The organism is Massilimicrobiota sp. mt181 (genome assembly GCF_055420065.1).
In genome coordinates this window covers 18,334-33,318 of the sequence record NZ_JBVAYN010000011.1, presented here as the reverse complement: position 1 = coordinate 33,318, position 14,985 = coordinate 18,334, and the positions used below count along the sequence as shown (strand labels likewise).

Sequence of the window (14,985 nt, the reverse complement as noted above, 5' to 3'; positions counted from 1 at the left end):
AATATGTTATATATGACAAGAGAAGAACGTCAGATTAAATTAGAAAAGATGAGCAATACCAGAGATCTTGGTGGCTATGAAACACAGAGTGGTCTTTATAGTCGCGCTCATAAGTACATTAGAGCAGCTGCTCCTACTTATGCAACTGCAAAAGATATTCAGACTTTAAAAGATTATGGTGTCAAAGTGGTCGTTGATTTGCGTAGTGATTTTGAAAAAGAATGTCAACCTAATCCTTTTGCTAAGGAAGAAGGAATTGATTATTATGAAGTCAATTTGTTTGATTCAACCAAAGCTGCTATTGTGCCAGAAGAAGTCAAGACATATAAGGATTTAGGTGGTGTCTATATTTATATGTTGGAAGGTATGAAACATAAATTTAAGGAATTGTTTGATATTTTTGTAAAGTATCCTTATGAAGGTGTGATGTTTCATTGTTCAGCTGGAAAAGATCGTACAGGAGTGACAGCAGCATTATTGCTGGATTTAATTGGTTGTCATGAATATGATATTGTCAAAGATTATAGTGAATCTTATGAAAATAATCTTGATATTAATGCATCTTTGGCTGAAATGATGGGAAATGAAGAAGCTAAACAATATCTCAAATCATCTCCACGTTATATGATGGAATTATTGGATTATTTAAGAGAACATTATGGAAGTGCCAAGGAATATTTGTTAGAAATTGGTATAAAAGCAGAAGAAATTGATCAATTAATTGAAAATTTTACAATTTAAAAAAGAAAAATGACCTCTAAAATGCGTATATAAGTATTAAGGAGGTCTTTTTATGGAAGAAAAATTAACATTAAAGCAAAAAGACAGTATAGCCAGGAAAATTTATAAAACATATCAGAGAGCTCAGTTAGATATTTTATATTTGAATCAGCATTATAATTATTACCCTCAGGTTGATATGTTTAAGGTAAAAGACACATCATCTTTTTATCAAAAGGGAGATGAAAAGATGATGAAACAATTAGAAAGAAAACAGAACTTAGAAAATTTTGTCAGTCTGGTTCATACGATTCATACGCATTTATCAAAAGAAACTTATGAATTTATTGAACATGAATATATCAATTTTTATGATGCTTCATGGTGGTGTTCTTATTATTCACGTGCCAGTTATTATCGTTTGAAACATCGTGCTTTAGATGAATTTATAGAATGTATTCGTGTTTTTTGGAGCGAAGAGGAAATTATGGCTTTATTGAAATAATAATCTTTTGCATATTATGAAAAAAATAGAAAATTGTCTTTTTATCTTATAAAATAAAACAGAAGTGAAGAGATAATGATTGATGGATTATTATTGGTGATTTCATTTTTTGCAGGTATTTTAGGAACTTTTATTGGGGGAACACAGACTTTTATTTGTACGGGTTTTATTGGTATTGTCGTTGCCATATTACAGGCCTGTGGTGCTGATACATCATTTATTGAAATTTATATATTAAATGGTTTGTTTTTACCATGTATTATATTTAATGGTGCTGTGCTTGCAACTGCATACGCAGCAAAACATTATGATATATATGGATATGAGACAGGGCGTTCTTTAGCCTTTACACAGGATTATAAAGTTTTATTGGCAGGAGGATGCGCAGGTGTTTTGGGATATCTGATTTATGCTTTTGCAGTGTATTTTGATTTTCCAATGGATCAAGGAGCTTTATCTGTTGTCCTTGTGGGTATTATTGTAAGACTGTTTTTGAATCAGCAACAAAACATCAATCATCAGTCTATTCGTTTTTTAAAGCAATGTTCAATCAGTTACTGGTTATATCAGTTGTTATTTGCAATCGCTATTTCTTTGTGTATGGGTATTGTTGCTAAGGAAACAGGTTTATATACGATTGGTTTTTCGGTCAGTGCCTTTTCCTTGATTTTTGCTTTGATGGATAGTGCTTTTCCAGCAACACATCATATTACATTGGTAGCAGGTTATGCTTTTATGCAGACGCAGAGTTTATGGATATGTGTGCTTTTTGGTGTGCTAGCTCATTTGATTGGGCATATCTTTAGTTATGTTTTCAATTTAGAATGTGGGACACATATTGATCCACCTGCAGTGGCGATTGGATCATTAAGTCTCGTATTATTTACATTGTTTTAGGAGGTTTATCATATGAATGTTGAAATTATTAATGTAGGGACAGAATTGTTATTGGGGGAAATTGTCAATACAAATGCGACACTTTTACAGAAGGTTTGTAAGGATTTAGGTTTTAATGTTTATTATCAAAGTGTTGTAGGAGATAATCCTCAAAGATTATATGACTGTTTGAAAGTCGCGTTTGAACGTGGTGCGGATTGTGTTATGACAACAGGAGGATTAGGACCAACAACAGATGATCTCACAAAAGAATTGTCAGCCAAGTATTTAGGATTAGAAATGGTCTATAATGAGGAAGAAGCCCGTAAGGTTGATATCAAGTGCCGTTATTGTACAGGTGTTGAGAAAGTCCCAGATAACAACTTTAAACAGGCTTATTATCCTGTAGATGCGTATATTTTAGAAAATGATATGGGAACCGCAAATGGATGTGTCATGTCTAATGGTACACAGATGATTATTAATTTACCTGGTCCACCAAAAGAACTTCAATATGTTGTAGAACATTCACTAATTCCTTATTTATCACAATTTAAAAAAGATACCATTTATACATATGAATATACAACGATGTTTATTGGAGAAAGCAAGATTGATGAAGTGCTCAGAGATTTAATCAATGAACAAAAAGATGTTTCTATCGCCTTATATGCTGGTGAAGAAACGGTGCGTATTCGTTTGGCAGTGAAAACATCATCGCAAAAGCAGGCTGATGCCATGATGGCAGATGTCAAACATCAAATAGAAGAGCGTTTATCGGCTTATATTTTACATGAAAAGAATTTAAAAGATGCATTGTTAAAAGTGATGGTGCCTATAACTTTAGAATATCAGGGTGATTTCCATTTTCATGATGATTGGCTTAAACCATTTATTAAAGAAAATGCGGAGGTACATATTGTTGTCAAAACAAAAAAAGTGGAATTAGGAGAGGTGATTGGGATTTCAATCAATCACCAATATTTTGAAATTCCAACTTTTGTGAAGGCTGAATATTCTTATGCGAAAGTGGAAGCCAGATTTGTAGCACAGCTATATAAATATATAGTGACTCATCAATAAAAATATGGTACTTTTCAAAAACATTCCTATGTTTGTTGTTTGTAAGTGTTTACAAAATATAAAAATCAAAAAAATATTGATAAAATCAAAGAAATTTTCATTTTTTTCTTGCATTCATCAAAACTTTGAATATAATGGAGACTGTCCTAAGGGACGATGTATATCATATCATAATATTCCTCGATATACATATGAAGCAAAAGTATTCATATAATTTACTCACAAAAGATCCCTGTTAGAAGCAGCAGACTAACAGTTATATAGTGAACAGCAGCACTATGGATCGATATAAGAAAAGAGCGATATTTCAGGGTATATCGCTCTTTTCTTATATTATTCATTGTAAAAAGCAGGGAAGAGTTCAAGAAATTTTAAGGCGGCAGGTGTTAAAGTTTTTCTAGAAAGGTAGGCATAGCCAATACTTCTTTTAGGAAGAGGATATTTTAAAGACACTTCATAAATATCTTGATTTTGCAGTTCATTTTGTGAGAATTCTTTAATGACACAAGCTTTTCCTAGATGATTTTTGGCTGCTTCTAAAAGCAGATTATGAGAACCTAATTCAATGCTGGGATTTAGTAGGAAACCTTGAGAAGCAAAAAAGTCATCAACAAATTGTCTAGAGTTGGAATTTTTTTCGAGCATAATTAATGGTTCCTGTACAAGTTCTTCTAATGTGTATAGATGAGAGTCTTGATGAGAACTCACAAAAATATCATGAATCTGTAGACATTCGTGAATTGTAATAGCTTCATCGTAAAGAGGCATATTGATAAAGCCTAAATCAATATCATCATTCTTTAAAAGATCAATGATTTCCAAACTGGTGCGATTGACCATCTTGATTTTGACATGGGGATAATGTTGATGAAAGAGAACAAGATAAGGCATGATATAGTTTTCACTTAAGGTATCACCGGCACCTATAAGCAGTTCTCCCTGATTTAATTCATGAAAATGGGCAATCTGGTTTTCAGCACTGGTAATTAAAGCGAGAGCTTTAGAAATCTTTTGGTGGAGGATTTGGCCTTCTTTGGTTAAAATCACACCTTTGGATTGACGAATAAATAGTTGTGTATGTAATTCTTTTTCTAAAAGGCGAATGGCTTGACTAACTGCTGATTGGGAAATAAAGAGGTTTCTGGCAGCGAGAGAAAAAGAAAGCGTTGAAGCAGCTTCATTAAATATTTTATATTGTTCTAATTTGATATTCATATTAGTTCTCCTTATATCACTATGAATAAATATTAATTTTACTAATGTTTTGTTTTATTTTATAATAGAAGTGTTGATACGTCAATTATGATAAATTTTGATTGTATATAAGAGTCATATTTTATATAATATTGATGTAAAAAAGAAAGGATGAATTTTTATGGCTGGTGTGGTTGTAGTAGGAAGCATGTGGGGAGATGAAGGTAAAGGAAAAGTCACTGATTATCTTGCCCAAAAAGCTGATGTTGTAGTACGTTATGCAGGAGGAAACAATGCAGGACATACGATTGTGTATGATGGAAAGAAATTTGCATTGAAATTAATACCTTCTGGTATTTTTAGTGGACATGAAGTCATTATGGGAAATGGGATGGTTGTTAATCCTAAAGCCTTTTTAGAAGAAGTCAAATATTTAAATGATGCAGGTATTGATACAAGTAAGATTCGTGTTAGTGATCGTTGCCATGTGATTTTACCTTATCATCTTGAAATTGATGCGATTCAGGAAGCAAGAAAAGGAGATCATAGCATTGGCACAACAAAACGTGGTATTGGACCATGTTATATTGATAAGTATAGTCGTATTGGTATTCGTATGGGTGAGTTTATTGATGAAGATTTATTTTTAGAAAGATTAAAAGAAACTTTCCCAATGAAAGTCATGGAATATCCTGAATTAGAAGGAAAGTTCACTGTTGAAAGTATTTTTGAAGAATATAAAGAATATGCCAAAGTAATCAAACCACTTGTTTGTGATACAGGAATGTTGTTAGATCAATATTTACGTGAAGATCGTAAAGTGTTATTTGAAGGTGCGCAAGGTGCTATGTTGGATATTGATTATGGAACTTATCCATATGTAACAAGCTCTCATCCAGGTGCTAATGGGGTGAGTGAAGGTACTGGTATTGGGCCTTTATATATTAAAGAAGCAATTGGGATTATCAAATCATATACAACACGTGTAGGAGCTGGACCTTTCCCAACAGAATTACATGATGAAATTGGAGATTTCATTCGTGAAAGAGGACATGAATATGGAACAGTGACACAACGTGCAAGACGTACAGGATGGTTTGACGCTGTGGTTGTCAATCAATCACGTAGAATGTCTAGTTTAACAGGAATTGCTTTAATGTTATTGGATGTTTTAAGTGGATTAGATACCATTAAAATCTGTACGGCTTATAAATATAAAGGTGAAGTCATTCATGGTTTGCCTTCTACAGTGAAAGGTATTGAAGAAGTGGAACCAATTTATGAAGAAATGCCTGGATGGAAAGAAGATATTACACATGTGAAATCTTTTGAAGAATTACCAGTCAATTGTCAAAATTATATGAGACGTATTGAAGAATTAATTCATTGTCCAATTGTCATGTTCTCAGTAGGACCAGATAGAGAACAGACAGTAGTATTAAAAGATATTCAATTTTAGGGAGGGAAATGAGTGAAAAGAGAATTAGTCATTGTTTTAGACTTTGGTGGTCAGTATAATCAGTTAGTGGCTAGACGTGTTCGAGAATGTAATGTTTATTGTGAAATTTATTCATATAAAACAGATCTTGAAAAAATTAAAGAAATGAATCCTAAGGGAATTATTTTAACAGGTGGGCCTAACAGCTGTTATGAAGCAGATTCACCGACATATTCAAAGAAATTGTTTGAACTTGGTATTCCTGTTTTGGGATTATGTTATGGGGCACAATTAATGCAACATGTTTTAGGTGGTAAAGTAGAACGTGCTGATGTCAGAGAATATGGAAAATCTCATTTGATTGTGAGTAAAGAAAATTCAGCTTTATTTACAGATGTGCCTAAAGAATCAACTTGCTGGATGAGTCATTTTGATTATATTTCTGAGATTGCTGATGGATTTGAAATTTCATCTTATACAAAAGATTGTCCAGTGGCTTCATGTGAAAATGAAGCAAAGAAATTGTATGCCATTCAATTCCATCCTGAAGTTTTACATACAGAATATGGAAAAACAATTTTATCTAACTTTGTCTTGAATGTTTGTGGATGTTCAGGAGATTGGCGTATGGATTCGTTTGTTGAAGAACAAATCAAAACTATTAGAGAAAAAGTTGGAGATGGAAAAGTTTTATGTGCCTTATCTGGTGGAGTGGATTCATCAGTAGCAGCAGTTCTTCTTTCTAAAGCGATTGGAAATCAATTGACTTGTGTATTTGTTGATCATGGATTACTTCGTAAAAACGAAGGTGATGAAGTAGAAGCTGTTTTTGGACCTAAAGGACCATATGAATTAAACTTCATTAGAGTAAATGCGCAAGAAAGATATTATGAAAAATTAAAAGGTGTGACTGAACCTGAAGCCAAAAGAAAAATTATTGGTGAAGAGTTCATTCGTGTCTTTGAAGAAGAAGCGAAAAAGATTGGGGCTGTTGATTTCTTAGTTCAAGGAACAATCTATCCAGATGTTGTTGAAAGTGGACTAGGTGGAGAATCTGCGGTCATCAAGTCACATCATAATGTAGGTGGACTTCCTGATTATGTAGATTTTAGAGAAATCATTGAACCATTAAGAGATTTATTTAAAGATGAAGTTCGTAAAGTGGGATTGGAATTAGGTATTCCTGAATATTTAGTATTCAGACAACCATTCCCAGGACCAGGACTTGGTATTCGTATTATTGGTGAAGTCACTGCTGAAAAAGTTAGAATTGTACAAGATGCAGATGCTATTTATCGTGAAGAAATTGCTAATGCTGGATTAGATCGTACAATTGGTCAATACTTTGCAGCACTGACAAATATGCGTTCTGTTGGTGTCATGGGTGATGAAAGAACTTATGATTATGCGATTGCTTTACGTGCTGTCAATACAATTGACTTCATGACTGCAGAAGCAGCACAAATTCCTTATGAAGTTTTAAATAAAGTCATGTCAAGAATTATTAACGAGGTTCGTGGTGTCAATAGAGTATTCTATGATATTACATCGAAGCCTCCTGGGACTATAGAGTTCGAATAGTATATTAAACACAAAAAAGTTCGATAAAATCGAGCTTTTTTTGTTTTTCTAGGCTTGAATGATACACTTTTGATACACTTTATAACATTACTTTACTATTCTTTTTTTGTATTTGTGTTTTACTCATGATGCGTCAAGTGTGGTTATGATGAATAAAAAAAGGAAGATTAATCATTATCTTCCACTTTCACTTTAGAAACGTATTTTTTATGTAATGCTTTTTTATAAGCTTCTTCGAAATTTTCCATTGAATCAAAATCTAATTCATCGGAAATAAAACTATCATCATTAATAGGATAAGATAACATCCAATCATAAAGTCTAGCAGTTTCGAATAAACCAGACTTCTCACCTTTTGAAAATTTTAACCAATCCTGAAGCTGATCGAGTAATACATCATTTTTTACTACACCAAATTTGTTTTGATTAAAACGAAATATTGGCTGTCCATCTAATTCATCAATTTCCAAGCCGTAATGCATAGCTAACCAGAATAATACATGAATCACTTTTTCTCCATGTTCAACATCTGGTTCTTCTAACATGAATGGACAAACTTCAAGAGCTTCGGCAAGTTTATAGATTGTTTCTTTACTTCTAGGTTTCTTAGCTCCTCGTTCATATTGGGAAATCGTTGAATATGCTGAACGTTTTGATAGTCCAATACTTTCTCCTAGTTCTGCCTGGTCTAAATTTCTAAACTTTCGGATTCGTTTTAATTGTGATCCAAATGACACTGTGACACCTTCCTTCTTGTAAAAATTACCATCATGAATAATAAAATAATGTAATTTATGATTTCAGTATATAAAATGGATTACAAAGCTATTATACCAGAAAAAGTTCAATATTGAAATAAAATTGAACGAAAAATAGGTTAATATTATTGATTTCGTAAAAAAGTGATGTTATAATGCAATTGTAATTGACCGATATATAGGTCAATAGAAAGGAGAAGATAAAATGAAAAACAGTTTATTTATGACAGCTGAAGATATTGTCGCTGTTACTGGAATGAGTGAGGCTTATGCTTACAAATTAATTCGAAAACTGAATGAAGAACTTGAAAGCAAAGGCTATATCACATTGAAAGGACGTGTTAGTCGAGATTATTTTGAAGAAAGATTATATGGTGCAAAGGAAGTGAAAGAAAATGCCAGCTTATAAAGATAAGAATGGGAAATGGTATGTAAGTTATTTTAAAAGAAAATATACAGGAGAAAAGAAACGTACAGTAAAACGAGGATTTAAAACCAAAAAAGAAGCAGAAAAGTTTCTTGCTAGTGAACGTTTAAAAGACGCTAAAGACTTAGATATGACTTTCAGCGATTTTGTTGAAATCTATATTAATGATTTATCAAATCGAATTAAAGAAAATACTATGCAGACGAAAATATGTTTAATTGACGATAAGATTTTACCTTATTTCAAAGATTTGAAAATGAATGAGATTTCGGTTTCAGATGTTACCCAATGGCAAAATGAGTTATTAGCTTATCGTAATGAAAATCAAGAACCTTTTTCTCCAGTTTATCTTAAAACAATTCATAATCAGCTTAGTGCTATATTTAATCATGCTTGTAAAAGATATGGCTTAGCTACTAATCCGGCAAGAAATGCAGGTAATATGGGCAAAGAAAGAACAAAAGAAATGAATTTCTGGACAAAGGAAGAGTACTTGAAGTTTTCTGAAGTTATGATGGATAAAGACTGCAGTTATCATGCATTTGAAATGTTATATTGGTGTGGACTTCGTATGGGTGAATTACTTGCGTTAACACCTTCCGATTTTGATTTTGAAAAGAAAACATTAAGAATAAATAAATCTTATCAAAGAATCAAAGGGAGAGATGTTATTACTGATCCAAAAACAGTAAAAAGTAATCGCATTATTCCTATTCCTACTTTCCTAGCTGAAGAAATGCAAGATTATATCAGCCGTTTATATCGTATTGGTAAAAATGATCGTATTTTTCCAATTACAAAATCATGGCTACATCATGAAATGGATAGAGGAAGTAAAGAAGCTGGTGTAAAACGTATTCGTATTCATGACCTTAGACATTCACATGTATCTTTATTGATTGAAATGGGATTTTCGGCTTTAGCGATTGCCAATCGTGTTGGACATGAAAGTATTGAGATTACTTATAGATATGCTCATTTATTCCCTGCACGAGGACAGGAAATTGCCGATAAGCTTGAAAATGAACGAGAGGAGGTATTTAGTCGTGTCAGCTAAAAACAAAGATATGCAAGGCAGATATCGTTCTAAAGTGATTGCTTTTAGGGTTTCTCCACAAGAAGATGAAGTCTTAAATGCAAAAGTAAAACTATCTGGTTTAACAAAACAAGATTATTTAATTGCATGCAGCACTGATAAGGAAATCACAGTGATTCCAAATCCTTATTTGTTTAAAAATCTTCGTAATTATCTTCAGTTGTTTACGAACCACTTATTAGAAATATCATCACTAGAGGAATTGACATTAGATGAATTGATTGTAATGGAAACATTAATCAAAACCATTCATGGATTAATAGAAAATAAAAAAGCAAAGATTAAAGCAACTAAGGAGCCACGCTAATGAATCCTATGTTAAATGATGCTTTAAACTATGCTCAAAATCATTTTAAAATATTTCCGTTAAATGTCAATTCCAAAAGTGAGCAAGTCCTAAAATCTTGGAAAAGTGAGGCAACTAATGACCTACAACAAGTTCAAAATTGGTGGAATCATAATCCCTCATATAATATTGGATTGAAAACTGGAAATGGTTTGATTGTTATTGATGTTGATTGTAAAAAAGGCAAGAATGGCATGGAACAATTAAAGCCATTTCTTGCCACCTTTCCTAAAACAAAAGTAGCGAAGACTTGCAATGATGGATATCATTTCTATTATAAGGTAGACAGAGAAGTTCGTAACTCGATTGCTTTAATGGAAGGCATAGATGTTCGAGGTGATGGTGGATATGTATTAGCACCTCCTAGTGTTGTTGACGATAAATCTTATGCATGGGTCAATGATCTGCCGATAGCTGAAGCAAATGATGCAGTGTATGATTTTCTTTCTAAAACGAAGAAAGACACAACGAAGTCATTAGATGATTGCTGTCTGATTCAAGAAGGAAAGAGAAATGATTATTTATTTAAAATGGCATGCTATCTACAGAAGAAAGGGTTTCATGACGAATCGATTAGACTTTGTATAGCTAAAGAAAATGAGAAGCGTTGCTTCCCATCTTTAGAGATGAAAGAAGTCAATAACATATGTTCAAGTGCATTAAGCTATGATAAAGGCTTTATTCAAACGAAAAGAGATGTTGAATATGGCGGAAGGTTTACTGCAAAAGAATTATTATCATCCGATATAAAAGAAGAACAGGATATTGTGGAAGATATGATTCCTATTGGTTTGACTTTGATTGGAGCTCCGCAAAAAACTGGAAAGACATTCTTTGGATTACAGTTGGCTGATGCAATTGCAAGTGGTAAAAAATTCTTAGGTAAAAATGTGAAGCAAGGAACAGCCTTATATTTAGCTTTTGAAGATCATAAGAATAAGATACAAAAGCGATTGAAAACAATGAAGATTGAAGAAAAGGATAATCTTGTTATTGATGTGCTGAAGTCTGACAATTATTTTGATTTAGAAAAAAGAATTCAAAAAGAGTTAGAAGTCAATAAGGATTTGAGAGTAGTCGTTGTCGATACCTTTGCAAAGATGAGAAGAAATAAAGATAGAGATTATGATTCGGAATATTCTGAATCAACAATGTATCATGAACTAGCTTTTAAATATAATTTGTCCATCATTCTAATCACTCATGTGAAAAAGGAAATAGATCCTAATCATCCTTTTGATTCCATTTATGGAAGCAGAGGGCTAATAGCGGGAGCAGACAGTATTATCGTTTTATTTAAACGAAATTTCTTATCCAAGAACCGACAGCTAGCAATTCAAGGAAAAGATTTTCCTGAGGAAGAACTGACAATCTGTCAAAATGAGATGTGTCTTTTTGAAATTGTTGAAAATGACTTCGATGAACAAATTGACGAGAATCTCAGTAAGGTCATCAACTTCATTGTAAGAAACAAAGTTTATGAGGGATCTCATGAAACTTTATGTTCTAAATTATCATTAAAGCTAAGAGGAAAGGGACTGCAAATTCTTTTAACCAAAAATAAAGATTTTCTTAAAGACTCGTTCGTAAAGTATGAAATTTTACCAAGAACGAATAAGGCAAGACTGATGAGATTGGTTTATGAAGGTGACGAAGAATCATAAAATTGGTGACGGTGTGACGGTGTTTCGGTATAGCAAAGTCTTCGTCACACCGTCACTCGTCACTTCAATTAAAATTCACGATATATGTATTAGCAAGCAACGTATTTTGTCCCCAAAATACAATCAAGTTGGACGGTGCCAACAACGAAAGGAAGTGGAATAATGAAACGAAATCATGAAATCAAGATACGATTTAACGAGAAAGAATTTGAACAGATGACGGAAAAAGTTCGTAAATCTAAACTCAGCAGAGAGAAGTTTGTTCGTCAATGTATCTTAAAAAAATCAGTTAAAGAACCACCTCATTTAGATTATTATAAACTGTTAAATGAGTTCAATCATATCGGAAATAATCTTAATCAAATCGCAAAATCTTTAAATGGTGGACAGGATAAATCATCATTTCTTGTTGAGGTTACGATTGAGGAATTGAGAAATATGATTAAGAATTTGGATGAAAAAGTAAGGGGTGATTAAAGCAGTAACTGCAATTTGGGCGATAAGAGATCGTTTGGATAATGCCATTAAGTATGTAGAAAATGATGAAAAGACAATTGAAAAAACCTTTGACTATATAAGCAATGATGAGAAAACAGATGGCAAAAAATATGCAACTTACCTCAATTGCGATGCATTTCAGCCTCAAAAATCTATGAGCACTACAAAGAAAATGTTCGATGATACAAAACAAATTGTTGCATATCATGGGTATCAATCCTTCAAAATTGGAGAGGTAACTGCTGATATTGCTCATGAAATTGGTGTAAGGTTAGCACAGGAATTATATGCAGATCGATTTGAAGTTATTGTCACTACACACCTTGATAAGAAGCATATTCATAATCATATTCTTCTAAATTCAACATCATTTGTTGATGGGAAACGCTTCTGTAATATGAAAAAAGATTACAGAAGAATGCAGGAAATCTCTGATAAATTATGCTTGGAATATGGTTTATCTGTCATTAAAAATCCACAATATAAGTCTAAGAAAGTCAATTATCACGTATTAAATTCTTATATGAAGGACATCAAAAAAGATATGGATATTCTAGTTCAGCAAAGTAATTTTGTAAATGTCTTTTGGGATAACATGAAGAAAAAAGGATATGCTCTTGAAAGAATTGGAGAAGAATATGCCATTTATCATCCATATTATTCAGAACCAATCTTTCTAAAAACGTTAGGAGAGCAATACCGTTATGAAAATATTGAAGACAGATTAACCGATAGAAGAATACTGCCACAAGAAACAGAACATACAAAAAGTTATTATCAATGCAAGGAATATTATAAAAAGTATAAGAGGAAACAACTCACTGGACCTGCAGGAATAAGAGTAGCTTATCTCATTTCATTAAATGTCTTACCAACTCGAAAACAAAAACTATCAAAAGAAGCAAGACAGGCATTAAGAAAACTGGATATGTTTGTGAAGGAAATTGAATTGTTATATCATAACAAAATTGAAGATATAAACCAATTGGATGACTATCAACAAGTAAAACAGAATGAATTAGATAAACTAATCAAAGAAAGAAAATACTGTTATTATCGTCGAATGAAAGCTACAAGCAAAGAAAAAAAAGAAGAGTGGTCAGCAAAGGCAAAGCAATTTACACCAGCAATTAAAGAGTTAAGAATAGAAGTCAAAGCCTGTGATAACATTCGAAATAGAAGTTTTAAAGATGATGTCGAACGTATCGCATGGAAGAAAATAAGACAGAGAGAACAATTACGTTAGGAGGAAAATCAGATGAAAGAAATGAAGTACCAACAAGTAGGAGATTATGAATTTCCAGTTCTAAAACAAGAAGAATCATTGCCTAATTTAACACGATTTGGCCGAATGTATTTGAAATATTTAAAAGAAAATTATAAAGCACATTATCTGACTTTACTTGCGGAAAATAAGTTAAATGATGAACTATTATCAATGGATCAGCAGATGAATAATCGATATGATGTGTTAGTAAAGCAACTTATGGAAGAAAGAAATGTCAATGAAGAACTAAAAGAAAAAGATCAAATGAGATGGGTTCAAGAAATGAATAACATAGAATTTTCTGTGATAGAATTCATAAAAGCAGACTCTCATTTATAATAAATAATTAAATCTTTATTTGCACAGTGAGCCTGTAAATAGTATAATAAATGCGCGATAAAAGCACTAGCAATTATGCTTAAGCGAGCAGCTGTGCAATTGTGATGTGGAAGTCCTCTGCACAACTGTTCGCTTAAGCAGAGAGGACTTCCACATATGACAACTCAATACAAGAATCATTCTAGAAAGAGAACTCCATGGGACTGCAATACTAGCTTATCTCCTATGGAGACTTTTATCAAATCCAAATATCTAAATTCCTATGATTATAAGCACCCTTTTATCAAAGAAACAATGGAGGCTGACTTGCTTAATTCCTATGAAGTGACATGTTGCAAAAGATGCGCCTCCACTGATTTTAAGAAAAAAGGCTTTACCAAAAATGGTATTCAAAGATATTATTGCAACACCTGCAAGAGATATTTTAATGTCCTTACGGGAACTATGTTTGATAATCACAAGATTGCAATATCCGAATGGATTGAATTCTGTTTGGGTATTTTCAGATACGAAAGTATCAATTTAACTTCCAAGAACAACAAAAATAGCTTTACAACATCAAAATATTGCTATATAAACTCTTTTATATTATTGAAGACATGCAAGATGATGTCGTACTTGAAGGAACTGTGTATATTGATGAAACATTCTATCCTGTTGTCGAATCTGATAAAACTGTTAAAGATGGCAAAAAACTAAGAGGATTATCAAAAGACCAAATATGCATCGGCATCGCATATGATGGCAATCATGTTTATGCTCATGTTGAGGGATTTGGAAAAACATGCCAAAAGAAAACAAAGAACACATTCATAAATCATATTAAGCCTGGATCGCATCTTATACATGACAAAGAAAAAAGTCATAAGATTCTGATAAAAGAATTGAAACTAAGTGATGAATCATATGATGCGAATAAGCTAAAAAAATGCAAAGATAAAAACAATCCATTAAACCCCATAAACAGGCAGTGTTACTTACTAAAACGATTTCTAAGATCTCATCCTGGATTTTCTAGAGATGATATACAGCATTATATTAATCTATATTGTTTTATATCCAATCCGCCATTTGATAATCTAGAAAAGGTCGAAATGGTGCTTAATAGCGCCATACACCTTACCAAATCATTAAGATACAGAGATTTCTATGCTTCAAAATCCTGATAAAATAAGGATTTTGAGGTTTTTAGT

At 32.4% G+C, this 14,985-nt stretch carries 17 protein-coding genes; 15 read left to right on the top strand and 2 right to left on the bottom strand.

Annotated features, from left to right (window positions below):
• Positions 1 to 3: 3 nt before the first annotated feature.
• From ACZYT4_RS07635 to ACZYT4_RS07620, 4 genes are all read left to right on the top strand, one after another.
• Positions 4 to 741 (top strand): tyrosine-protein phosphatase, encoded by a 738-nt coding sequence (locus tag ACZYT4_RS07635; protein ID WP_463784233.1) that lies wholly within the window; start codon positions 4 to 6, stop codon positions 739 to 741.
• A gap of 52 nt (positions 742 to 793) precedes the next feature.
• A complete protein-coding gene (locus tag ACZYT4_RS07630; RefSeq protein ID WP_463784232.1) occupies positions 794 to 1,225 on the top strand; it encodes an MG284/MPN403 family protein in 432 nt (143 codons plus the stop codon).
• Positions 1,226 to 1,300: 75 nt separating this feature from the next.
• Positions 1,301 to 2,122, top strand: coding sequence for a DUF7973 family transport facilitator (locus ACZYT4_RS07625; RefSeq protein WP_463784230.1), 822 nt, complete (start codon positions 1,301 to 1,303; stop codon positions 2,120 to 2,122).
• 12 nt (positions 2,123 to 2,134) lie between these two features.
• On the top strand, positions 2,135 to 3,184 hold the full coding sequence (locus ACZYT4_RS07620) for a molybdopterin-binding protein (RefSeq protein WP_463784228.1): 1,050 nt from the start codon (positions 2,135 to 2,137) through the stop codon (positions 3,182 to 3,184).
• Between the two features lie 333 nt (positions 3,185 to 3,517).
• Here the strand turns inward: ACZYT4_RS07620 and ACZYT4_RS07615 are convergent, their stop codons facing one another.
• On the bottom strand, positions 3,518 to 4,399 hold the full coding sequence (locus ACZYT4_RS07615) for a LysR family transcriptional regulator (protein ID WP_463784227.1): 882 nt from the start codon (positions 4,397 to 4,399) through the stop codon (positions 3,518 to 3,520).
• 160 nt (positions 4,400 to 4,559) lie between these two features.
• On the opposite strand from ACZYT4_RS07615, the gene ACZYT4_RS07610 reads away from it, so the two are divergent.
• Positions 4,560 to 5,837, top strand: a complete 1,278-nt coding sequence (locus ACZYT4_RS07610) for an adenylosuccinate synthase (protein ID WP_463784225.1) — start codon at positions 4,560 to 4,562, stop codon at positions 5,835 to 5,837.
• A gap of 12 nt (positions 5,838 to 5,849) precedes the next feature.
• A complete protein-coding gene (gene guaA, locus ACZYT4_RS07605) occupies positions 5,850 to 7,397 on the top strand; it encodes a glutamine-hydrolyzing GMP synthase (protein WP_463784222.1) in 1,548 nt (515 codons plus the stop codon).
• Between the two features lie 167 nt (positions 7,398 to 7,564).
• Here the strand turns inward: guaA and ACZYT4_RS07600 are convergent, their stop codons facing one another.
• Positions 7,565 to 8,134: a helix-turn-helix domain-containing protein gene (locus ACZYT4_RS07600; RefSeq protein ID WP_087302774.1), complete on the bottom strand. Its 570-nt coding sequence runs from the start codon at positions 8,132 to 8,134 to the stop codon at positions 7,565 to 7,567.
• A 226-nt stretch (positions 8,135 to 8,360) separates the two neighbouring features.
• Between ACZYT4_RS07600 and ACZYT4_RS07595 the strand changes: the two genes are divergently transcribed.
• From ACZYT4_RS07595 to ACZYT4_RS07555, 9 genes are all read left to right on the top strand, one after another.
• A complete protein-coding gene (locus tag ACZYT4_RS07595; RefSeq protein ID WP_009269536.1) occupies positions 8,361 to 8,564 on the top strand; it encodes a hypothetical protein in 204 nt (67 codons plus the stop codon).
• Positions 8,551 to 9,639, top strand: a complete 1,089-nt coding sequence (locus ACZYT4_RS07590; protein ID WP_087302776.1) for a site-specific integrase — start codon at positions 8,551 to 8,553, stop codon at positions 9,637 to 9,639. Before ACZYT4_RS07595 ends, ACZYT4_RS07590 begins: the two co-directional genes overlap by 14 nt.
• Positions 9,629 to 9,985 (top strand): plasmid mobilization protein, encoded by a 357-nt coding sequence (locus tag ACZYT4_RS07585; RefSeq protein ID WP_087302778.1) that lies wholly within the window; start codon positions 9,629 to 9,631, stop codon positions 9,983 to 9,985. The genes ACZYT4_RS07590 and ACZYT4_RS07585 overlap by 11 nt, the downstream gene beginning before the upstream one ends.
• On the top strand, positions 9,985 to 11,688 hold the full coding sequence (locus ACZYT4_RS07580; RefSeq protein ID WP_087302780.1) for a bifunctional DNA primase/polymerase: 1,704 nt from the start codon (positions 9,985 to 9,987) through the stop codon (positions 11,686 to 11,688). The genes ACZYT4_RS07585 and ACZYT4_RS07580 overlap by 1 nt, the downstream gene beginning before the upstream one ends.
• Before the next feature lie 162 nt (positions 11,689 to 11,850).
• The gene (locus ACZYT4_RS07575) at positions 11,851 to 12,165 is read left to right on the top strand and encodes a plasmid mobilization protein (RefSeq protein ID WP_087303541.1); all 315 of its coding nucleotides are present in this window, start codon (positions 11,851 to 11,853) and stop codon (positions 12,163 to 12,165) included.
• Positions 12,158 to 13,432 (top strand): relaxase/mobilization nuclease domain-containing protein, encoded by a 1,275-nt coding sequence (locus tag ACZYT4_RS07570; RefSeq protein WP_463784213.1) that lies wholly within the window; start codon positions 12,158 to 12,160, stop codon positions 13,430 to 13,432. The genes ACZYT4_RS07575 and ACZYT4_RS07570 overlap by 8 nt, the downstream gene beginning before the upstream one ends.
• A 12-nt stretch (positions 13,433 to 13,444) precedes the next feature.
• Positions 13,445 to 13,792 carry a TnpV protein gene (locus ACZYT4_RS07565; protein ID WP_087301406.1) on the top strand — a complete coding sequence of 116 codons (348 nt, stop codon included), beginning with the start codon at positions 13,445 to 13,447 and terminating at the stop codon, positions 13,790 to 13,792.
• Positions 13,793 to 13,948: 156 nt separating this feature from the next.
• Complete coding sequence (locus tag ACZYT4_RS07560; RefSeq protein WP_423837904.1) at positions 13,949 to 14,491, top strand: IS1/IS1595 family N-terminal zinc-binding domain-containing protein; 543 nt, start codon at positions 13,949 to 13,951, stop codon at positions 14,489 to 14,491.
• Positions 14,392 to 14,958 carry a hypothetical protein gene (locus ACZYT4_RS07555; RefSeq protein ID WP_087301408.1) on the top strand — a complete coding sequence of 189 codons (567 nt, stop codon included), beginning with the start codon at positions 14,392 to 14,394 and terminating at the stop codon, positions 14,956 to 14,958. Before ACZYT4_RS07560 ends, ACZYT4_RS07555 begins: the two co-directional genes overlap by 100 nt.
• The last annotated feature ends 27 nt before the right edge of the window (positions 14,959 to 14,985 follow it).